The organism is Streptomyces sp. NPDC104106 (genome assembly GCF_055584345.1).
In genome coordinates this window covers 38665-56754 of sequence record NZ_JBVJMF010000030.1, presented here as the reverse complement: position 1 = coordinate 56754, position 18090 = coordinate 38665, and the positions used below count along the sequence as shown (strand labels likewise).

General features: G+C 71.5%; 24 protein-coding genes and 1 pseudogene. 14 read left to right on the top strand and 11 right to left on the bottom strand.

Translation table 11 applies throughout. From position 1 onward, the window contains the following. From ACZ60X_RS41045 to ACZ60X_RS41025, 5 genes and pseudogenes are all read right to left on the bottom strand, one after another. A pseudogene (locus tag ACZ60X_RS41045) lies at positions 1–493 on the bottom strand (hypothetical protein); the annotation flags it as partial. Beyond that, complete coding sequence (locus ACZ60X_RS41040) at positions 490–1263, bottom strand: hypothetical protein (protein WP_469610423.1); 774 nt, start codon at positions 1261–1263, stop codon at positions 490–492. The gene ACZ60X_RS41040 and the pseudogene ACZ60X_RS41045, both read right to left, overlap by 4 nt. Then, positions 1260–1973, bottom strand: coding sequence for a hypothetical protein (locus ACZ60X_RS41035; RefSeq protein ID WP_469610420.1), 714 nt, complete (start codon positions 1971–1973; stop codon positions 1260–1262). Before ACZ60X_RS41035 ends, ACZ60X_RS41040 begins: the two co-directional genes overlap by 4 nt. Positions 1974–2077: 104 nt before the next feature. Next, positions 2078–2350 carry a DUF397 domain-containing protein gene (locus ACZ60X_RS41030; RefSeq protein WP_469610417.1) on the bottom strand — a complete coding sequence of 91 codons (273 nt, stop codon included), beginning with the start codon at positions 2348–2350 and terminating at the stop codon, positions 2078–2080. Further along, positions 2332–3174, bottom strand: a complete 843-nt coding sequence (locus ACZ60X_RS41025; RefSeq protein WP_469610415.1) for a helix-turn-helix domain-containing protein — start codon at positions 3172–3174, stop codon at positions 2332–2334. Before ACZ60X_RS41025 ends, ACZ60X_RS41030 begins: the two co-directional genes overlap by 19 nt. A gap of 172 nt (positions 3175–3346) precedes the next feature. Here ACZ60X_RS41025 and ACZ60X_RS41020 point away from each other — a divergent pair, with 172 nt between their 5' ends. Genes ACZ60X_RS41020 through ACZ60X_RS41010 form a run of 3 tightly spaced genes read left to right on the top strand, consistent with a single transcriptional unit; the run spans position 3347 to position 4211 of the window. After that, positions 3347–3604, top strand: coding sequence for a hypothetical protein (locus tag ACZ60X_RS41020; protein WP_469610413.1), 258 nt, complete (start codon positions 3347–3349; stop codon positions 3602–3604). Beyond that, positions 3601–3852: a hypothetical protein gene (locus ACZ60X_RS41015; RefSeq protein WP_469610411.1), complete on the top strand. Its 252-nt coding sequence runs from the start codon at positions 3601–3603 to the stop codon at positions 3850–3852. Before ACZ60X_RS41020 ends, ACZ60X_RS41015 begins: the two co-directional genes overlap by 4 nt. Beyond that, a complete protein-coding gene (locus ACZ60X_RS41010; RefSeq protein ID WP_469610408.1) occupies positions 3849–4211 on the top strand; it encodes a DsrE family protein in 363 nt (120 codons plus the stop codon). The genes ACZ60X_RS41015 and ACZ60X_RS41010 overlap by 4 nt, the downstream gene beginning before the upstream one ends. Positions 4212–4447: 236 nt before the next feature. Here the strand turns inward: ACZ60X_RS41010 and ACZ60X_RS41005 are convergent, their stop codons facing one another. Next, positions 4448–4711: a DUF3099 domain-containing protein gene (locus tag ACZ60X_RS41005; RefSeq protein ID WP_469610405.1), complete on the bottom strand. Its 264-nt coding sequence runs from the start codon at positions 4709–4711 to the stop codon at positions 4448–4450. Between the two features lie 133 nt (positions 4712–4844). Between ACZ60X_RS41005 and ACZ60X_RS41000 the strand changes: the two genes are divergently transcribed. The 4 genes from ACZ60X_RS41000 to ACZ60X_RS40985 all read left to right on the top strand — a co-directional run bounded on the left by ACZ60X_RS41000 (position 4845) and on the right by ACZ60X_RS40985 (position 7229). Then, on the top strand, positions 4845–5588 hold the full coding sequence (locus tag ACZ60X_RS41000; RefSeq protein ID WP_469610402.1) for an LmeA family phospholipid-binding protein: 744 nt from the start codon (positions 4845–4847) through the stop codon (positions 5586–5588). 269 nt (positions 5589–5857) lie between these two features. Beyond that, positions 5858–5938 (top strand): Ms5788A family Cys-rich leader peptide, encoded by an 81-nt coding sequence (locus tag ACZ60X_RS40995; RefSeq protein WP_351055874.1) that lies wholly within the window; start codon positions 5858–5860, stop codon positions 5936–5938. 130 nt (positions 5939–6068) lie between these two features. Beyond that, positions 6069–6914 carry a sulfurtransferase gene (locus ACZ60X_RS40990; protein ID WP_469610399.1) on the top strand — a complete coding sequence of 282 codons (846 nt, stop codon included), beginning with the start codon at positions 6069–6071 and terminating at the stop codon, positions 6912–6914. Between the two features lie 27 nt (positions 6915–6941). Beyond that, positions 6942–7229 (top strand): DUF1416 domain-containing protein, encoded by a 288-nt coding sequence (locus tag ACZ60X_RS40985; protein WP_469610396.1) that lies wholly within the window; start codon positions 6942–6944, stop codon positions 7227–7229. 143 nt (positions 7230–7372) lie between these two features. Here ACZ60X_RS40985 and ACZ60X_RS40980 read toward each other — a convergent pair whose 3' ends face one another. The 3 genes from ACZ60X_RS40980 to ACZ60X_RS40970 form a co-directional block, all read right to left on the bottom strand. Continuing rightward, positions 7373–8533: a hypothetical protein gene (locus tag ACZ60X_RS40980; RefSeq protein ID WP_469610393.1), complete on the bottom strand. Its 1161-nt coding sequence runs from the start codon at positions 8531–8533 to the stop codon at positions 7373–7375. Between the two features lie 6 nt (positions 8534–8539). Continuing rightward, positions 8540–8794 (bottom strand): MoaD/ThiS family protein, encoded by a 255-nt coding sequence (locus tag ACZ60X_RS40975; RefSeq protein ID WP_469610391.1) that lies wholly within the window; start codon positions 8792–8794, stop codon positions 8540–8542. Positions 8795–8862: 68 nt separating this feature from the next. Continuing rightward, positions 8863–9714, bottom strand: coding sequence for an alpha/beta hydrolase (locus tag ACZ60X_RS40970; RefSeq protein ID WP_469610388.1), 852 nt, complete (start codon positions 9712–9714; stop codon positions 8863–8865). A 184-nt stretch (positions 9715–9898) separates the two neighbouring features. On the opposite strand from ACZ60X_RS40970, the gene ACZ60X_RS40965 reads away from it, so the two are divergent. The 6 genes from ACZ60X_RS40965 to ACZ60X_RS40940 all read left to right on the top strand — a co-directional run bounded on the left by ACZ60X_RS40965 (position 9899) and on the right by ACZ60X_RS40940 (position 15622). Further along, positions 9899–10690, top strand: a complete 792-nt coding sequence (locus ACZ60X_RS40965) for a winged helix-turn-helix transcriptional regulator (protein ID WP_469610385.1) — start codon at positions 9899–9901, stop codon at positions 10688–10690. 159 nt (positions 10691–10849) lie between these two features. Beyond that, positions 10850–11872, top strand: coding sequence for a LacI family DNA-binding transcriptional regulator (locus ACZ60X_RS40960; RefSeq protein ID WP_469610383.1), 1023 nt, complete (start codon positions 10850–10852; stop codon positions 11870–11872). A gap of 130 nt (positions 11873–12002) precedes the next feature. After that, the gene (locus tag ACZ60X_RS40955; RefSeq protein ID WP_469610380.1) at positions 12003–13001 is read left to right on the top strand and encodes a S1C family serine protease; all 999 of its coding nucleotides are present in this window, start codon (positions 12003–12005) and stop codon (positions 12999–13001) included. Between the two features lie 75 nt (positions 13002–13076). Further along, complete coding sequence (locus tag ACZ60X_RS40950) at positions 13077–13340, top strand: hypothetical protein (protein ID WP_469610377.1); 264 nt, start codon at positions 13077–13079, stop codon at positions 13338–13340. A gap of 93 nt (positions 13341–13433) precedes the next feature. Beyond that, entirely contained in the window at positions 13434–14168 is a 735-nt protein-coding gene (locus tag ACZ60X_RS40945) for a response regulator transcription factor (RefSeq protein ID WP_469610374.1), read from the top strand. Further along, positions 14165–15622, top strand: coding sequence for a HAMP domain-containing sensor histidine kinase (locus tag ACZ60X_RS40940; RefSeq protein WP_469610371.1), 1458 nt, complete (start codon positions 14165–14167; stop codon positions 15620–15622). Before ACZ60X_RS40945 ends, ACZ60X_RS40940 begins: the two co-directional genes overlap by 4 nt. Positions 15623–16078: 456 nt before the next feature. On the opposite strand, the gene ACZ60X_RS40935 is transcribed toward ACZ60X_RS40940, so the two are convergent. Then, positions 16079–16201: a hypothetical protein gene (locus ACZ60X_RS40935; RefSeq protein ID WP_469610367.1), complete on the bottom strand. Its 123-nt coding sequence runs from the start codon at positions 16199–16201 to the stop codon at positions 16079–16081. A gap of 219 nt (positions 16202–16420) precedes the next feature. Here ACZ60X_RS40935 and mshD point away from each other — a divergent pair, with 219 nt between their 5' ends. Next, complete coding sequence (gene mshD, locus ACZ60X_RS40930) at positions 16421–17347, top strand: mycothiol synthase (RefSeq protein ID WP_469610365.1); 927 nt, start codon at positions 16421–16423, stop codon at positions 17345–17347. A gap of 67 nt (positions 17348–17414) precedes the next feature. On the opposite strand, the gene ACZ60X_RS40925 is transcribed toward mshD, so the two are convergent. Beyond that, positions 17415–18065 (bottom strand): ABC transporter, encoded by a 651-nt coding sequence (locus tag ACZ60X_RS40925; RefSeq protein ID WP_469610476.1) that lies wholly within the window; start codon positions 18063–18065, stop codon positions 17415–17417. Positions 18066–18090: the final 25 nt, after the last annotated feature.

The window sequence follows — 18090 nt, the reverse complement described above, 5'->3', positions numbered from 1 at the left end:
CGGTCACCGGCTCGGCCCGCTGCACAGCCCCCGGCTCGGGGTGCGGGCGGGTCCGCTGTTCGGCCTGCGGCTCGGGCTGAGCCTCGGTGAGCGGCTCGGTCACCGGCTCGGCCCGCTGCACAGCCCCCGGCTCGGGGTGCGGGCGGGTCCGCTGTTCGGCCTGCGGCTCGGGCTGAGCCTCGGTGAGCGGCTGATCCTGCGCCCCGGACTGAGGGCGGGTCTGCTGTTCGGCCTGCGACCCCGCACGCGACTCGGCATGCGGATGAGCCTGCGGCTCGGGCCGCAGTTCAGCACCCGGCTCGGGGTGCGGGCAGGTCTGCAGTTCGGCCTGCGGCTCGGGCTGAGGCTCAGCCTGCGGGCGGGTCTCCGGCTCGGCCTGCGGCTCCGGCTGGGGCTGGGGCTGCTGTTCGGCATGCGGTTCGGGCCCGGGCTGTTGTTCGGCGTGCGGCACGGTCCGGGGCTCGGGCGCCGGTCCGGTCTGCTGGTCGCTCATACGGCCTTCCCCTGGTCCTTGATGCGGTCGAGCTGTCTGCCGACGAGGGCGGCCACGAGACCGGTGCCGACCGGCGGAGGCCCGGACACGTCGGCGGTGACGAGCACGTCGCCCACGGAGGCCGTGCAGAACATGCGGGCGATCTTTCCGTCGTCCTTCGTGGGCGTCAGGAAGCAGGCGGCGTCGTCGTGGCCGTCGATCGCCGGGCCCTTGGGGAAGACGCCGAGCCCCTTGAACACCTCCTGTCGCGACGCCGACAGGTCGCGTGCGGCACCGGGACTCGCCAACCGCTCCAGCTGGAACCTGATCGTGAAGGCCTGCGGGACCTTCTCGGCGAAATCGAAGGGCGCGTAGCTGCGCGTCGCCATGCCCTGGATGTGCTCCTTGTCGATCAGCTCATCCATCTTCTTCCGGGTCTCGACCGGCAGGTCGCGCGCCGCCTGCTTCGCCAGGTCGGTGGCCTGGCGCCCGCTGAGCGCGGCCTCGGAGCCGAACTCGCCGATGTCCGGCCCCTGGCCGTATCCGTGGTACCCGACGTCGTACGGCAGCAGCAGCGCGCGCAACCCCGAAGGGTCCTCGCTCGCCGGGCCCCTGCGGTCGTTCTCGGCGGCCGAGGCGAACTTCCAGACGGGCGTTCCCGGATCGCGGTCGGCACCGGCGACCCGTACGGCGGTGAAGCCGATCCCGCCGACGACGGCGAGGGCCAGCAGCCCCGCCCCGGCGATCCGCCCCGCACGCCGCCGGGCGGCCCTCTCGGAGTACTCGTTCACAGCCGGGCCACCTGTCGCTTCGCCAGTTCCATGATCGTGCCCTCGGAGACCGGGCCGGTGTCGGTGACCCAGATCTCCATGAAGATGTCACCGCGCGAGACCATCGCCTCCTCGCTGTACTGCGGCAGGTAGCCGGCCCTGGTCCGGGGCGTGTGATGCACGTAGACCATGCCGTCGCCGGTGCCGGGCAGGGGCAGGCTGGTGGTGTCCGGCTGGTGGTCCTCCCAGTTCCCCAGGTTCTTCACCTCCTGGGCGGCGCCCGGCTGCGACACCTGCCGGTACTGGACGAGCCGTATCTCGCTGTACGTGGTGCCGATCCGCCATGTGGTGTCGGCGGCGCGGCGGAACTCGTTCTTCAGCTCGTAACGGAAGGCCACGGCCGGCTTCTCGGCGGTGTTCGTGTAGGTGGCCAGATCCATCCAGCCGTCGCCGCTGCCGACCGGCACCTGCTGTGCGTCGCGCGGACGTTGCAGCAGGAGCTTGCGCAGATCGCCGTCGGTCTTCACCCGGCGGTCCTGCGCCGCCGACAGCGCCTCGACAACGCCCTTGCCCTGGCGGACGACGGGCTGCGACAGCGGCGGCAGCTTGGTGGGCGGGCGGCCGGCCTGGACGGCATAGCCGGTGCAGACACCCGCGACGACGCCCAGGACGGCGGCACCGGCGATGAGCACGGTGGTCCGGCCGCGCCGGGATCTTTCAGGCGATTCCACGACGTCTCCCTACGGAACGGGAAGCGCGGATTCCGTCATCCGCATCCGCGCTTCACGGGAGACTCATGGCATGGACATCCAGTTGTAAGGGCCTCGATCACGATTCAGCGGCGCTTGACCTCATCGACGAACGCCTTCCAAGCGGGGGCGCCGAAGAGGAGGGGGGTGCGGGTGGTGTCCTTGCTGTCACGGACGGGGATGAGGGGGAGGTTGTCGGCGACCTCGACGCAGTCGCCGCCGTCTTGATTGCTGTACGAACTCTTGCGCCAGTCGGCGGTGCGGAGGAGATCGTCGGACACCTCGACGCAGGCGCCGCCGTCCTGGTTGCTGTAGCTGCTCTTGCGCCACGTCACGTTGCTCAGGTCGATGGCTCGCATGGCGCTTCCTCCAGCATCCGCTTGATGAACTCCCGCGATTCGTCCGGAGTTAGGGCCAAATCGCGTACTCGATCGTATCGGAGCTGGAGCTGCTGCACGGCCGTACTTTCCTGGACCAGTTCGCCGGAGTAACCCGTCTCCACCCAGGCGACGACACCCCCGTGGGCACCCTGAAGAAACATGACGTCGGTGTTCGTCAGCCCGTGCAGCCCTTTGGTCCACGGCAGCACCTGGATCGTGACGTCCGGACGCTCGCCCATCTCCAGAAGATGGCGCACTTGGGCCCCCCACTCCCCGGGGTCGCGGAGCGGGCTACGCAGCACCGTCTCGGAAAGGATCGTGCGGAACTGAGGTCCTCCGTCCGCCAACAGCAGTTCGCCACGGCCCATTCGGGCAGACACCTGCTTCTCCAGCTCTGCTCCGGTCAATCCGCCCAGCGCGAGCAGTTCCCTGGCGTATCCCGGCGTCTGCAACAAGCCGTGGACGATGCCCGGCGAGTACATCCACATACTCACCGCCTCAGCCTCCAGCAACATGTACCGCTGGTACCGCTCCTTGAACGGCGTCAGATCCGCGACCGCCAACTCCCACAGCGTGATCAGCATCCGGCCCGTGCCGTAGTACTGGTCCAGCGCCTCGATCACCTCCGGGCCACCCAGCGTCTGGCCCTTCTCCAGCTTGCCGAACAGGGACGCGTCCCAGCCCACCGCGTCGGCCAGTGCCCGCAGGCTCACTCCTCCGGCCGTCCGCAGGAACCGCAGCTCCTCGGCGAACCGAGCCCTCGGCTCCTGGCTGCGACCCGTGATCGCCCTCCGCTGCGGCACCGGGCCCTCCCCGGCTGTGGATTTGTGGAATTTGGAGCGGCCGTTGTGGAACTAGCGGCCGTTCCGCTCGAATCCGCCCCCGTCGTGGGCCATGCTCTGCATCAGCCCATGTGCACGCAGAGTAGTGCAACTGTCGCATTCCGTATAGATGTTGAGGAAGGGAGCAAACCCTATGGGAACGGATCCGGCCACCCCGCTGTACGACCCGGCCCGCCTCCGCGCCGACGTCCGCGCCGCCAACGAGCGCGCGCGGGCACTGCCGCCCGACCCGGAGGACCTGAGCCGGCCGCCCCGGCCGGTGCCGGGCTCCGCGGTGTGCATGACGCTGGCGGAGGGGCGGGACGCGGCGCGGACGGCGTACGACCGGAGCGCGGAGACGGACGCCAACGTGCTGCTGCGCCAGCACCAGCGACAGGAGCACCGGGCATGAGCGGACTGCCGTACGAGGAGTGCGAGCGGTGGCGGCGGGAGGGGCGGACGCCCGGGGACTCCCACCCCGTCGCGCCCGCTTACGCGCTGCCGCCCTTCCACCCCGACCCCCCGCCCCGGCACCGGCGCGGGAGCCGGCACGGGCGGCGGCGGTCGGTCGACGGGGCGCTCGTCAGCAGCGCGCTCACCGCCCTCTGCGCGGCCACGCTGATCGTCACCGCCGTCATCGCGGCTACGCTTCCCGTATGACCAAGAAGCTCGTGATCAAGGTGACGGCGGGGGCGGACGCCCCGGAGCGCTGCTCGCAGGCCTTCACCGTGGCGGCGGTGGCCGTGGCCAGCGGCGTCGAGGTCTCGCTGTGGCTGACCGGTGAGTCGTCCTGGTTCGCGCTGCCGGGGCGGGCGGCGGAGTTCGAGCTGCCGCACGCCGCGCCGCTGCCGGATCTGATCGATTCCGTCCTGGCCGCCGGGCGCATCACGCTGTGCACGCAGTGCGCCGCCCGCCGGGAGATCACCGAGAAGGACGTCATCGAGGGCGTACGGATCGCGGGCGCCCAGGTCTTCGTCCAGGAGGCCCTGGCGGACGACACCCAGGCCCTCGTCTACTAGCCGCCCCTCCTGGTGACTCGTACCGGTAACTCTCCGTACCCCTCCCCCGGCCTCAGTTCATGAGGACCTTGGTGAGCCTGGCGCCGACGGGGGTGTTGGTCGCCCGGACGCAGGGAGCAGGTCCGACAGCACCCCCAGGGGCGCGGGGAACCGCACCACCAGCCAAGCGGACCGCGCGGCGGACCCCGCGACCGGCCGACGGCATGTCGCGGCACTTCCAGCGGAGCGCTGGGCGCTCAGCGGGGCGGGCGCCTCTTGCCGTCCAGTTCGTCCCACCACTCGTCGGACTCGGGATCGCCGGACGGGTCGTCCCACCAACGGTCCTCCGGGCCACGGCGGTTGGCGATCACCGCGGCGGCCGGCGGGATCACCATGGCCACCACGCACATGCCGACGGCCGCCGGCACGGACCAGATACGCACGACTCCCCACGCCAGGACGAAGAGCCCGATACAGGCGCCCATCATGGCGAAGTAGACGTGCCGCCGTCGCGCGTACATGCCTCCAGGGTAGGCCGGGGCGGATACCGGGGCGCCTGTCACAAGTGATCGACAAACGCCGCTCGGGCCGCGCCGCCGGGGTTACCGTGGCGTACGACGTCCGCCCGCTCACCGTCCCCCGGGGGAACACCACATGCGCGCCCTGCGAATACTCCTGATCCTCGTCGTGATCCTGGGCGGCCTGTTCGTGATCGCGGACCGGGTCGCGGTGCACTTCGCCGAGGGAGAGGCCGCCGGCAAGCTGAAGTCCACGGAGAACCTGGCCTCCACGCCGGACGTCAGCATCAAGGGCTTCCCGTTCCTCACCCAGCTCGCGGGCGGGTCGCTGGACGACGTCGAGGTCGGGATCAAGAGCTACCAGGCCGCCACCGGGACCGGCAGCCAGACCATCCGGATCGACGACCTGAAGGCCGACATGAAGGGCGTCTCCTTCTCCGGCAACTACAGCTCCGCCACCGCCGACAGCGCCACCGGCACCGCGACCGTCTCGTACGCCGAGCTGCTGAAGACCGCCAAGTCCGAGCCGACCGAGGTCGCCCCCGGACTCCAGGCCCGGGTCGTGGGGCTGTCCGACGGCGGCAACGGCAAGATCAAGGTCGCGGTCCACGTGACGGGCTCGTTCCTGTCCATCCCGGTCGACCAGACGATGTCCGTGCTCAGCTCCGTGGCCGTCGTGGGCAACAAGGTCGAGGTGCACGCCGACTCCCTGCCCACGCTGGCCGCCGTCTCCCTCGCCGAGAACCGCGTCCGCGACATCACCGACTTCCAGCAGGCCATCGACCACCTGCCCGGCGGCATCACGCTGGACAAGGTGGAGGCCGCGCCGAACGGTGTGGAGATCCACGTGAAGGGTTCCAACGTCAGGCTCGCGGGGTAGGGACACACGCGCAGCGCACCTCCGAGACGACACCCGCAGCGCACCTCTGGTACGCCCGCGGCGCATCCAGGGCCCGGCCGCCATGGACACGCGATGTCCGATGGGTGAGACGTTCGTGTCCGCATCCCCGCCGCCGCCCCTCCCGGGAGCGATCGGCGGCCGCGCGGGCGCGCCGTGAAAGGCCGCGCCATCCCGGTATGCGGACGATCGCGTCTCGGCATACGACACGCCGGTGACACGCCCGCCCGGACGTCCCTACGATCGGGGCCATGAGGCGACAGGCGGATCTCACCAAGCGGCGGGCAGTGGACCTGTGCCGCGTTGCCGCCATGCTCTGTCGCCCCTTCTGAGTGGAAGCAGCCCGCTTCCGCATCCCCCAGCCGCCCTGCTGGTAAGGGCACCCGTGCGCCGCCCGCATCGAGCGCGCGCCCTTTCACCGTTCTGCACGCCCCGCCGCGACTGCCCCGGAGGAGAAAGAGCATGAGCCGCAGCGACGTCCTCGTAGACGCCGACTGGGTCCAGGAGCACCTGGACGACCCCACCATCGCCCTGGTGGAGGTGGACGAGGACACGTCCGCCTACGAGAAGAACCACATCAAGAACGCGATCCGCATCGACTGGACCAAGGACCTCCAGGACCCGGTCCGCCGTGACTTCGTCGACCAGGAGGGCTTCGAGAAGCTCCTGTCGGACAAGGGCATCGCCAACGACCACACGGTGATCCTCTACGGCGGCAACAACAACTGGTTCGCGTCGTACGCCTACTGGTACTTCAAGCTGTACGGCCACGAGAACGTCAAGCTCCTCGACGGCGGCCGCAAGAAGTGGGAGCTGGACGCCCGCGAGCTGGTCCCCGGCGACGAGGTCCCCGAGCGCCCGAAGACCGAGTACAAGGCCAAGCCGCAGAACACCTCGATCCGCGCCTTCCGTGACGACGTCGTCGCCGCGATCGGCGCGCAGAACCTGGTCGACGTGCGCTCGCCCGACGAGTTCTCCGGCAAGCTGCTCGCCCCGGCCCACCTGCCGCAGGAGCAGTCGCAGCGCCCGGGCCACGTGCCGAGCGCCAAGAACATCCCGTGGTCGAAGAACGCCAACGACGACGGCACGTTCAAGTCGGACGAGGAGCTGAAGGCCCTCTACGCCGAGGAGAGCGTGGACCTCGCCAAGGACACGATCGCCTACTGCCGCATCGGTGAGCGCTCGGCCCTGACCTGGTTCGTGCTGCACGAGCTGCTCGGCGTCGAGAACGTCAAGAACTACGACGGCTCGTGGACCGAGTACGGCTCCCTCGTCGGCGTGCCGATCGAGCTCGGCTCCGGCAAGTAAGACACCCACTTCCCCAGGAGAGACAGCATGTGCGGAGCGAAGGCCGGCGGCCCCGACGCCTCGACGATCAAGCCCGGTGAGACCACGATCCAGGGCCAGGTGACCCGCGACGGCGAGCCGGTGACGGGCTACGTCCGTCTGCTGGACGCGTCCGGCGAGTTCACCGCCGAGGTGCCGACCTCGGCGACCGGTCAGTTCCGGTTCTACGCGGCCGAGGGCACCTGGACCGTGCGCGCGCTGGTGCCGGGCGGCACGGCCGACCGCACGGTTGTCGCCCAGCAGGGCGGGCTCGCCGAAGTGGCCATCGCGGTCTGAGCGGGCCGCACGGGCCGAGGGCTCAGTGACGGCTGAGTGACGGACTGAAGGGCCGTACCCCTGGGTTGGACGCCATGGGGGGTACGGCCCTTCGGTGTTGTGTTCGACTGTTCGCCTTGCTCGGTGACGCGCGGGGCCGGGACTCAGCCCAGCGCGCGCCCCAGGACCCACACCACCGGCGCCGCCGCCGACAGCGGCAGGGCCACGCCCGCGGTGAAGTGCACGAAGCGGGAGGGGTAGTCGTAGCTGGCGACCCGGTGGCCGATCAGGGCGCAGACGGCGGCCGCGGCGCCCACGGCGGCGCCCTTGGTGCCGAAGTGGGTCATGCCGCCCACCGCGATGCCCGCGCCGGCCGCGGCCAGCAGGGACACCACGACCGAGACCGGGGTCGGCAGCGGCAGGGCCCTGGCCACGATCGCCACCGCCACCGCAGCCGCGCCGACCGAGACCGCGTGCGTCTCGGCGCCCAGGTAGCCGGTGGCCAGCACGGACAGCGACGACGAGGCGACCGTCGCCATCAGGCCGTACATCCGCTCGTCCGGCGAGGCGTGCGAGCGCAGCTGGAGGACCAGGGACAGCACGACCCACACGCCGAGGGGGCCGAGGATCGCGGCGGGCGCGTGGCCGCGGCCCGCGGCCAGGACGGCGATGTCGGCCGTCAGACCGCCCGCGAAGGCCAGGGCGATGCCCTGCCGGGCGGGCCACATGCCGTTCAGCCGGAACCAGCCCGCCGCCGTCACCGCCTGGAGCAGCACCAGCGGCACGACCAGGGCGTACGAGGCGACCGGTGCCGTCGCGGCCAGCAGCAGGCCGAGCACGGCGGTCAGCAGCGCGGGCTGCATGCCGGGCTCGATGACCGGCGAACGGCCCTCCAGGCGCGCCCGCTGGGCGTCCGTGAGCCGGGCGTTGCCGCCGATGGTCGCGGGACCGTACTCCGGCTCGGCCTCGGGCTCGGCCGTCGGCTCCGGCGCAGTGGCCGGTGCCGGTGCCGATGGGGCGGGCTGCGGCTGTACGTACGGGCCGGCGTACGCGGGCTGCTGGTACTGCTGCGGGTACTGCTGCCCATAGTGCTGAGGCTGCTGGTACTGCTGAGGCTGCTGGTACTGCTGTTCCTCGTACGTCCCCACCGGCGGGTGCGTCTGCGTCTCCCAGGTCTGGCCCTGCCACTGCTGGGTCATCTGGGGGTCATGGCCGGGCTGCGGGCCGTACGGGTCGTACGCCTCGGGGTGGTCGTGCGTCGGCCACTGCTGGTGCTGCTGCTGGTACGGGTCGTACCCGCCCTGCTGATACGGCTGGTCGCTCATCGCGCCTCATCCTCCTGCGAACGGCGGGAGCACCTCGACCGTGCCGCCCTCGGCCAGCCGTACCGTCTCATGCGCGCGGGTCCCGACGGGGTCGCCGTCGACGAGGAAGGAGCATCGCTGGAGCACGCGCGTCAGCTCACCGGGGTGTCGCGCGCGCACGGCGGCCAGCGCGTCGGCCAGCGTGTCGGCGTCGTACGGCTCCTCGGCGACGCCGGACGCGGCCTTCGCGGCGGCCCAGTAGCGCACCGTGACCTTGGGCATCTCGTTCCTCAATCGACGGCAAGAGAAGGACTGGAAAGACTAAAGACAGGGATACAGATGGTGTCAGGCTAGCCCGCGGCACCGACAGCCCAGTCCGCGATCCGGCCGAGGAGCGCGTCGTCCGCCGCGTGCTCCGCGTGGCCCATCCCCGGCTCCACCCAGAGTTCTCCCTGGTCACCGGCCGCCTCGGCGAGCATCCGGGGATGGTCCAGGGGGAAGTAGCCGTCCCGGTCGCCGTGGACGACGAGCAGGGGCGTCGGGGCGATCCTCGCCGCCGCCTGCACCGGGGAGAGCGGGACCGGGTCCCAGTCGCGGTGGTGGATGCGGGTGCGCAGGCCGTAGCGGACGACGAGGCGGCCCTCGGGGCGGGTGACCAGCCAGTGCAGCCGGCGCATGGGGGCGGTGCCCCGGTAGTACCAGCGGGCGGGGGCGCTGACCGCGACCACCGCGTCGGCCGAGCCGGGGTGCAGGGCGGCGTGCCGCAGGACGACCGAGCCGCCCATGGAGAAGCCGATGGTCACCACGCGCGCGTGCCCGAAACCGCGCGCCCAGGCCACGGCGGCGGCGAGGTCGAGCACCTCCTTGTCGCCGACCGTCGAGCGGCCGCCGGAGCGGCCGTGGCCGCGGAAGGAGAAGGTGACGACCGCGCCGTACCGCGCGAGCACGCCCGCCACCCTTCGCACATGCGGCCGGTCCGCGTCGCCGGTGAAGCCGTGGGCGATCACGAACACCAGGTCACGGGCGGGCGAACGGCCGGTGGCCGGACCGGTTTCGTATACAAGGGTGCCCGGATCGTATACAGCGTCGACCGGAATTCCGTCGGCGGTGCGCAGGAACGTCCGGAAAGGTTCCCGTCTGCGTGTCTCGGGATTCGGACGAACGATGGAATGCGCCACTTGACCTGCCGAGCGGTTCCTCATGTGGGCTATTCTGCTGGGCAGAGGACTCGGGCAGCGTAGCCCCCGGGTCCTTTTGTGCTTTCGGAAGCGTTGTATACGAAACGGGAAACCCCAGGTGACCGTGGCTGTGTACGGGGCCTTCGGGAACGCAGAGCAGTGCCCGTCCGCACGACGTCCTCGCAGGGACCGAGGAGGAACCAGACGTATGAGTTCTCTGCTGCTCCTGACCAACGCCCTCCAGCCGTCGACCGAGGTGCTGCCCGCCCTCGGGCTGCTCCTGCACAACGTGCGGGTGGCCCCCGCGGAGGGACCCGCTCTCGTCGACACGCCGGGCGCCGACGTCATCCTCGTCGACGGCCGCCGCGACCTGCCCCAGGTGCGCAGCCTGTGCCAGCTGCTGCGCTCCACCGGCCCGGGCTGTCCGCTGCTCCTCGTCGTCACCGAGGGCGGTCTCGCCGCCGTCACCGCCGACTGGGGGATCGACGACGTGCTCCTCGACACCGCCGGCCCCGCGGAGGTGGAGGCGCGGCTGCGGCTCGCGATGGGCCGCCAGCAGATCGCGGGCGACGACTCCCCGATGGAGATCCGCAACGGCGACCTGTCGGTGGACGAGGCCACCTACTCCGCCAAGCTCAAGGGGCGGGTGCTCGACCTCACCTTCAAGGAGTTCGAGCTGCTGAAATACCTCGCCCAGCACCCGGGCCGCGTCTTCACCCGCGCCCAGCTGCTGCAGGAGGTGTGGGGCTACGACTACTTCGGCGGCACCCGCACGGTCGACGTGCACGTGCGGCGGCTGCGCGCCAAGCTCGGCCCGGAGCACGAGTCGCTGATCGGCACCGTGCGGAACGTCGGTTATCGATTCGTTACCCCGGAGAAGGCCGACCGCGCCGCCGAGAAGGCCGCAGAGGAGGCCAAGGCCCGGGCGGAGCGCGCAAAGGCGGAGGATGCGGACGAGGCGGCCGTCCGGGACGGCGCCGACATCCCCGCGGGCGCCTAGCCGGTTCCCGCACGCGCATGGTTTTCCGTCCACACGCATAACGGTGGCATAACGGAGGGGCCGCCGAGGCGTGCCGATCGCCCCGCGGGGGCATTGCTCCCGCACATCCGCGTATGGAACGCCCTGCCCAGAGCGGGTCCATCCGCGTAGACTCCGCGCGTGGCCAAGGTGACTCGTGATGATGTGGCGCGGCTGGCTGGGACTTCCACCGCCGTCGTCAGTTATGTCATCAACAACGGACCCCGGCCGGTCGCCCCGGCCACGCGCGAGCGTGTCCTCGCGGCGATCAAGGAACTGGGGTACCGGCCCGACCGGGTCGCCCAGGCCATGGCCTCCCGGCGCACCGACCTGATAGGCCTGATCATCCCGGACGCCCGCCAGCCGTTCTTCGGCGAGATGGCGCACGCGGTGGAGCAGGCCGCCTCCGAGCGCGGAAAGATGGTCCTGGTCGGCAACACCGATTACATCGGCGAACGCGAGGTCCACTACCTGCGCGCCTTCCTCGGCATGCGCGTCTCCGGCCTCATCCTCGTCTCGCACGCCCTGAACGACCTGGCCGCCGCCGAGATCGACGCCTGGGACGCGCGCGTGGTGCTGCTGCACGAGCGCCCGGAGGCCATCGACGACGTCGCCGTCGTCACCGACGACCTGGGCGGCGCCCAGCTCGCCGTGCGCCACCTGCTGGAGCACGGGTACCCGTACGTGGCCTGTATGGGCGGTACGGCCGAGACACCGGCCGTCGGCGACCCGGTCTCCGACCACGTCGAGGGCTGGAAGCGGGCCATGGCCGAGGCGGGTCTGAGCACCGAGGGCCGGCTGTTCGAGGCGCCGTACAACCGGTACGACGCCTACCGGGTCGGCCTGGAGGTGCTGTCCGGCCCGCACCGGCCGCCCGCGATCTTCTGCTCCACCGACGACCAGGCGATCGGCCTGCTGCGGGCCGCGCGCGAGCTGCGCATCGACGTGCCCGGCGAGCTGGCGGTGGCCGGGTTCGACGACATCAAGGAGGCCGCGCTGGCCGACCCGCCGCTGACCACGGTCGCCTCGGACCGCTCTGCGATGGCCCGGGCGGCGGTCGACCTGGTCCTGGACGACGGACTGCGGGTGCCGGGCTCGCGCCGGGAGCGGCTGAAGACGTTCCCCTCGCGGCTGGTGGTGCGCACGAGCTGCGGTTGTCAGTAGTTTCATGAGGCCTGTCTGAGAGGCCCCCGCGAGCTGCGAGAAGCTTCTTTATATCGGGCAAACGAGGTTCTGCTGGGCTTCTCAGCGAGCACTCAGGAAGCTCTCACGTTCGCGGGGGACTCTCTATGACATGACCGAGAGCCAGGGCAACGAGACGCAGTACCACCACTCCGCTCCTGTGAACCCCGAGTGGCCGCCCCCGCCGCCGTACCAGCCGACGACGGCCACCGCGGCCCCGGAGCCCGCGCCGCGCAAGAAGCGCAACCGCGGTCCCGTCGCCCTCCTCGCGGCGGTCGCGATCGTCGCGGCGGCCGTCGGCGGTGGCACCGCCTACGCCTTCCAGGAGCTGACCGGCAAGGACACGGTCGCCTCCAGCGGCACGGCCACCAACGTGGTGCCCGCCGGCAAGCGGGGCAACATCGCCGCGATCGCCGCCGCGGTCAGCCCGAGCGTGGTCGAGATCAACGCGACCCTGAGCAACGGCTCCTCCACCGGCTCCGGTGTGATCATCTCGTCGAACGGCGAGATAGTCACCAACAACCACGTCATCTCCGGCGCGCAGTCCATCAAGGTGCGCACCAGCGACGGCAGCAGCTACACCGCGCAGGTCGTCGGCACCGACAGCTCCAAGGACCTGGCGCTGATCAAGCTCCAGGGCGCCTCGGTCCTGAAGGCCGCCTCGCTCGGCAACTCCTCGGCTGTCCAGGTCGGCGACTCGGTCGTGGCGATCGGCTCCCCCGAGGGTCTGACCGGCACCGTCACCAGCGGCATCGTCTCGGCGCTCAACCGGGACGTCACCGTCTCCACGGACGAGAGCCAGGGCCAGAGCCAGGGCGGCGACGGAAACTGGCCGTTCCAGTTCGGCGGCCGCCAGTTCAACGGCGACACCGGCTCGTCCACGACGACGTACAAGGCCATCCAGACCGACGCGTCCCTCAACCCAGGCAACTCCGGCGGTGCGCTGATCGACGCGAGCGGGAACGTCATCGGCATCAACTCCGCGATGTACTCGTCGACTCAAGCGTCCTCGTCGTCCTCCGACGCGGGCAGCATCGGCCTCGGCTTCGCGATCCCCATCAACACCGTCAAGTCCGACCTGGCCAAGCTGCGCGCGGGGTCCAACGGCTAACGGCCCACCGGCTCGCCGGCCCACCCGCTCGCGGCTCCACAGGCAGCACGTCAGCACGTCAGCAGGGAGTACGTCATGATCACTCATGTCTCGCACCAGACGCACCCGATCACCGGCCGCGGTCCCGCAGACATCACCCTGGCGCTCTTCATCGCCCGCGATCTGCACCTGCCGATCCCGAAGCCCCGCGCCCCCGAGGTCCGCGCCCCCGAGGTCCGCGCCCCCGAGGTCGTCACACCGCCGGTGCCCCAGCCCCAGCTCATGGGCCTGCGTACCCCCGCCCTGCGCACCCACCGCCGCAAGGTTCCGCTGAACCGCCTGTCCGCGGTGCGGGCCTGAGCGTGGCAGGCTGAGAGGCAGCCGGGAACGGTCCCGCCCGCCTCCGGCACCAGCACCCACCGCCCCCTACCGCACCACGAGGAATCGCGAGCGATGAGCCCCGCCGAAGGCGACCGTGACCCCCAGCGCATCCTGATCGTCGACGACGAGCCGGCGGTACGTGAGGCGCTCCAGCGCAGCCTCGCGTTCGACGGGTACGACACGGCGGTGGCCGTCGACGGCGCGGACGCGCTGGAGAAGGCCACCGCCTACAAGCCCGACCTGGTCGTCCTCGACATCCAGATGCCGCGCATGGACGGCCTGACCGCGGCCCGCCGCATCCGCGGCGCCGGCGACACCACCCCGATCCTCATGCTCACCGCCCGCGACACCGTCGGCGACCGCGTGACCGGCCTCGACGCCGGCGCCGACGACTACCTGGTCAAGCCCTTCGAACTGGACGAACTCTTCGCCCGCATCCGCGCCCTCCTGCGCCGCAGCTCGTACGCGGCCGCCGTGTCGCGCGAGGCCCAGGAGGACGAGGCCCTCACCTTCGGCGACCTGCGCATGGACCTCGCCACCCGCGAGGTCACCCGGGGCGGCCGCCAGGTGGAGCTGACCCGCACCGAGTTCACCCTGCTGGAGATGTTCATGGCGCACCCGCGCCAGGTCCTCACCCGGGAACAGATCCTGAAGGCCGTGTGGGGATTCGACTTCGAGCCCTCGTCCAACTCCCTCGACGTCTACGTCATGTACCTGCGCCGCAAGACCGAGGCGGGCGGCGAGCCGCGCCTGGTGCACACGGTCCGGGGCGTGGGGTACGTGCTCCGCCAGGGCGGCGCCGAGTGAGGAAACTCCTCCGCCGGTACCGCGCCCTGCCCATCAGGGCCCGGCTGGCCATGCTGGTCGCGGCGGCGGTGGCGTTCGCGGTGGCGGCGGTGTCGGTGACGTGCTGGTTCATCGTGCAGGGGAAGCTGTACGACCAGCTCGACGCCGACCTCCAGAAGTCGTTGCGCGGCACCTCCCAGCTGGACCAGCTGCAGTTCACGCTGAACAACTGCAACGACACCCCGGCGACCAACTCGATCCTCCAGGACCGGTACTCCCAGGTGGTCACCGAGGACGGCAAGGTCTGTCTCATCGCGGGCGCCTCCGGCACGATCAAGGTCACCGAGGCCGACAAGCGCGAGATCAAGGACCTGGACATCCGGAAGATCTACTTCCGCAACGGGGTGGACCGGCAGGGCAACGAGCTGCGCGTGCTCACCCGCCCGCTGCTGCCGACCTCGACGTCCAGCGGGAGCCGCGGACCCAACGTCGGCGTGCTGGTGGCCGTTCCGCTGCGGAACACCCAGAAGACCCTTGAGGACCTCGCCCTGGTCCTCCTCCTCGTCTCCGGCATAGGAGTACTCGGCGCGGGCGCCGCCGGCCTGGCCGTCGCGCGGGCCGGTCTGCGCCCGGTCGACAAGCTGACGGAGGCCGTGGAGCACGTGGCGCGCACCGAGGACCTGACCATCCGGATCCCGGTGGAGGACGACAGCGAGGACGAGATCGCGCGCCTGTCCCGCTCGTTCAACTCCATGACGGCCTCCCTCGCCAGCTCCCGCGAACTCCAGCAGCAGCTGATCGCCGACGCCGGCCACGAACTCCGCACCCCCCTCACGTCGCTGCGCACGAACATCGAACTGCTCACCCGCAGCGAGGAGACCGGCCGCCCGCTGCCGCCCGAGGACCGCAAGGCCCTGCTCGCCTCGGTGAAGGCCCAGATGACCGAACTGGCGTCGCTCATCGGCGACCTGCAGGAGCTGTCCCGCTCGGAGGGCCAGCGCGGCGAGCGGGTGCAGGTGGTGTCGCTGCTGGACACCGTCGAGGCGGCCCTGCGCCGCGCCCGGCTGCGCGGTCCGGAACTGACGATCACGGCGGACCTCGACCCCTGGTACGTCCGCGCCGAGCCCTCCGCCCTGGAGCGGGCGGTGGTCAACATCCTCGACAACGCCGTGAAGTTCAGCCCCGAGGGCGGCACGGTCGAGGTGCGGCTGACCGACGGCGTGCTGACCGTCCGGGACCACGGCCCCGGCATCCCCGAGGACGAACTCCCGCACGTCTTCCACCGCTTCTGGCGCTCCCCCAGCGCCCGTGCCCTGCCCGGCTCGGGCCTCGGCCTGTCCATCGTGGCCCGCACGGTCCAGCAGGCGGGCGGCGACGTGGCCCTCGCCCGCGCGCAGGGCGGCGGCACGGTGGCGACGGTACGCCTGCCGGGCGCACCGACACCGCCGCCGGAGCGGCCGGACGCGGTCGGCTGACGATCGCCCTGGCCCCCCGATTCGTCGGCCACGCGCCGGTGACTGTTGATCCCTTCCACGAAGGCCGACCGGGAGGACATCCACCGCGTCCCCTGCGGCACCGAGGCCACCGTTCCGGAGGGCCCCGCCAAGGCGTTCGTCATCGGTGAGTCCCGCACCGGGCCGAAGCGGAGCCGAGCGCCGGCCGGGCGTACGGACCGCGGCGGGCGACGAGTTCCGTGTGGGTTCCCCTTTCCACCAGCCGTCCCGCCTCGACGACCAGGATGCGGTCGGCGTCGGGGGCGAGGGTGCAGGCCCTGTCTCAGCGCTTGTCGCCGATCGGGCGGCGGCGCGGCGCGGGCTTCTTCTGCGCCGCCTTCTTCCGTTCCGGAGCGGGCTTGCAGTGCTGCTTCTTCACAGGGGTGAGCTTGTGGAAAGACATGTAATTACCCTTTCTGCCGCCGCGCTCTCTGTGAATTACTTGTGACCGACCGGCCGCTTGGGCCGGTGCTTCGTCGGCTGGTGCTCGCGGTGCTCGGGCTTCGGCGCCGGGGCGGGCTTGCGGGTCTTGTGCACCGGGACGATCCTGTGGAAGCTCATCCGCGTGCCCCTTTCGCGCCGTTCGGTTTCGACATGGAAAAAAATTACGGGATTCGCAAGCCGGAAAAGCCGATTCCGATGAGACCTCAATGAAATGCCCCTGTGCGTAATTCACAGGGGTATTGCGGAACCGCGGACGTATTCACACAGGTTTTACGACGGCGATCCGGGACGCGAGATGCGGTGCCGGCGCCCCGCCCGCCCCTTACCCTCGTACGCATGAGCAGCGACGACACCGTACGGGCCTTCCCCAGCCGATCCATCGAGACCCACTCCGCGCTCACCGCCGAACAGGCCGCGGCCGTGCTCGACCTGCTGGCCGAGGCCGCCGGGACCGACGGGCAGCAGCCGGTGTCCGAGCAGGGGCGGCTGCAGCTGCGCGGGGGCGCCCGGGAGGGCGTCTCGCATCTGCTGCTGCGCGTCGACGGCGAACTCGTCGGCTACGCCCAGCTGGAGGACACCGACCCGGTGGAGGCGCCGGCCGCCGAGCTGGTCGTGCACCCGGAGCGGCGCGGACACGGGCACGGCCGGGCGCTCGGCTCCGCCCTGCTCGCCGCCTCCGGCAAGCGGCTGCGGGTGTGGGCGCACGGCGGACACCCCGCCGCCCGGCACCTGGCCCAGGTGCTCGGCCTGTCGCTGTTCCGCGAACTGCGCCAGATGCGGCGGCCGTTGGCGGACCTGGAGCTGCCCGACCCGAAGCTGCCGGAGGGCGTGAGCGTACGGGCCTTCGTGCCCGGCAAGGACGACGCCGCCTGGCTCGCCGTCAACGCGGCCGCCTTCGCGCACCACCCGGAGCAGGGCTCGCTGACCCAGCGGGACCTCGACGACCGCAAGGCCGAACCGTGGTTCGACCCGGCCGGCTTCTTCCTCGCCGAGCGGCGCGGGGAGCTGATCGGCTTCCACTGGACCAAGGTGCACGCCGAGGAGCAGCTCGGCGAGGTGTACGTCCTCGGAGTGCGCCCCGGCGAACAGGGCGGCGGCCTCGGCAAGGCCCTCACCACGATCGGCCTGCGCCATCTGGCCGCCCAGCGCCTGCCGACGGCGATGCTCTACGTCGACGCCGACAACCAGGCTGCGGTGGCGGTGTACGAGCGGCTCGGCTTCACCACGTACGAGACGGACCTGATGTACCGCACCGAGACCTGAACGCCGGCGACGCGAACAACACCCACCGGGGCGAGGGACCGCAGCACGGCGGGTACGAACGCCTGCCTCACCACCTACGAGACACACCCGATGCACCACACCGAGACCTGAACGGCCCCCCGCCCGCCCGGCGGCCGGACGGCTCGCCCAGGGCCAACGCCCCCACCACCACCGCACCCGCCAACCCCCACGCCCACCGCCCGTGCCCAGCGGCCCACCCCGGGTCGGCCGGCGTCGCGAACAGTGCCCAGCGGGCCGGCAGCAGCAGCGGGGCGAGGACGGCGGCGCCGAGCAGGCCGGCGGCGACGGACCGGCCGGGCTCCGGGTCGTCCGTGCGCCGTACGGCGACCGCGGCCCCGGCGAGGGCGAGGACGCACGCGGTGCCGGCCTCCAGGGTGATGTCCCCCGCCGGGGGCCGGACCGCCGCGGGCACGAGGTGCAGGACGGCCGCCCACCACAGCGCCGCGACCGGCGCCACGAGCCCGGCACGCAGCAGGGTGCGCACCGCCCGCCGGGCCGGGACCGGTGCGGTGGTGTGCCGGGCGGGGTCGTCCAGGAGGAAGGCCACACCGAGGGCGAGGACGAGGGCCGCGGCCCTCAGCAGGTACAGCGCCTCCAGCGGCCCGGGTCCGCCCCCGGGCAGCCGGCCGATCCCGGCCACCGACAGCCCCACCACCCCCACCGCCCCGAGCACCCGCCAGGGCAGGGTCCGCCACAGCGGCACGAGGAGGGCGAGGAGGAGG

Excerpts from the sequence above, each read along its gene's own strand:
- ACZ60X_RS41030 (WP_469610417.1), bottom strand. The coding sequence starts at position 2,350 with ATGCGAGCCATCGACCTGAGCAACGTGACGTGGCGCAAGAGCAGCTAC.
- ACZ60X_RS41020 (WP_469610413.1), top strand. The coding sequence starts at position 3,347 with ATGGGAACGGATCCGGCCACCCCGCTGTACGACCCGGCCCGCCTCCGC.
- ACZ60X_RS41015 (WP_469610411.1), top strand. The coding sequence starts at position 3,601 with ATGAGCGGACTGCCGTACGAGGAGTGCGAGCGGTGGCGGCGGGAGGGG.
- ACZ60X_RS41010 (WP_469610408.1), top strand. The coding sequence starts at position 3,849 with ATGACCAAGAAGCTCGTGATCAAGGTGACGGCGGGGGCGGACGCCCCG.
- ACZ60X_RS41005 (WP_469610405.1), bottom strand. The coding sequence starts at position 4,711 with ATGTACGCGCGACGGCGGCACGTCTACTTCGCCATGATGGGCGCCTGT.
- ACZ60X_RS41000 (WP_469610402.1), top strand. The coding sequence starts at position 4,845 with ATGCGCGCCCTGCGAATACTCCTGATCCTCGTCGTGATCCTGGGCGGC.
- ACZ60X_RS40995 (WP_351055874.1), top strand. The coding sequence starts at position 5,858 with ATGAGGCGACAGGCGGATCTCACCAAGCGGCGGGCAGTGGACCTGTGC.
- ACZ60X_RS40990 (WP_469610399.1), top strand. The coding sequence starts at position 6,069 with ATGAGCCGCAGCGACGTCCTCGTAGACGCCGACTGGGTCCAGGAGCAC.
- ACZ60X_RS40985 (WP_469610396.1), top strand. The coding sequence starts at position 6,942 with ATGTGCGGAGCGAAGGCCGGCGGCCCCGACGCCTCGACGATCAAGCCC.
- ACZ60X_RS40980 (WP_469610393.1), bottom strand. The coding sequence starts at position 8,533 with ATGAGCGACCAGCCGTATCAGCAGGGCGGGTACGACCCGTACCAGCAG.
- ACZ60X_RS40975 (WP_469610391.1), bottom strand. The coding sequence starts at position 8,794 with ATGCCCAAGGTCACGGTGCGCTACTGGGCCGCCGCGAAGGCCGCGTCC.
- ACZ60X_RS40970 (WP_469610388.1), bottom strand. The coding sequence starts at position 9,714 with ATGAGGAACCGCTCGGCAGGTCAAGTGGCGCATTCCATCGTTCGTCCG.
- ACZ60X_RS40965 (WP_469610385.1), top strand. The coding sequence starts at position 9,899 with ATGAGTTCTCTGCTGCTCCTGACCAACGCCCTCCAGCCGTCGACCGAG.
- ACZ60X_RS40955 (WP_469610380.1), top strand. The coding sequence starts at position 12,003 with ATGACCGAGAGCCAGGGCAACGAGACGCAGTACCACCACTCCGCTCCT.
- ACZ60X_RS40950 (WP_469610377.1), top strand. The coding sequence starts at position 13,077 with ATGATCACTCATGTCTCGCACCAGACGCACCCGATCACCGGCCGCGGT.
- ACZ60X_RS40945 (WP_469610374.1), top strand. The coding sequence starts at position 13,434 with ATGAGCCCCGCCGAAGGCGACCGTGACCCCCAGCGCATCCTGATCGTC.
- ACZ60X_RS40935 (WP_469610367.1), bottom strand. The coding sequence starts at position 16,201 with ATGAGCTTCCACAGGATCGTCCCGGTGCACAAGACCCGCAAGCCCGCC.
- mshD (WP_469610365.1), top strand. The coding sequence starts at position 16,421 with ATGAGCAGCGACGACACCGTACGGGCCTTCCCCAGCCGATCCATCGAG.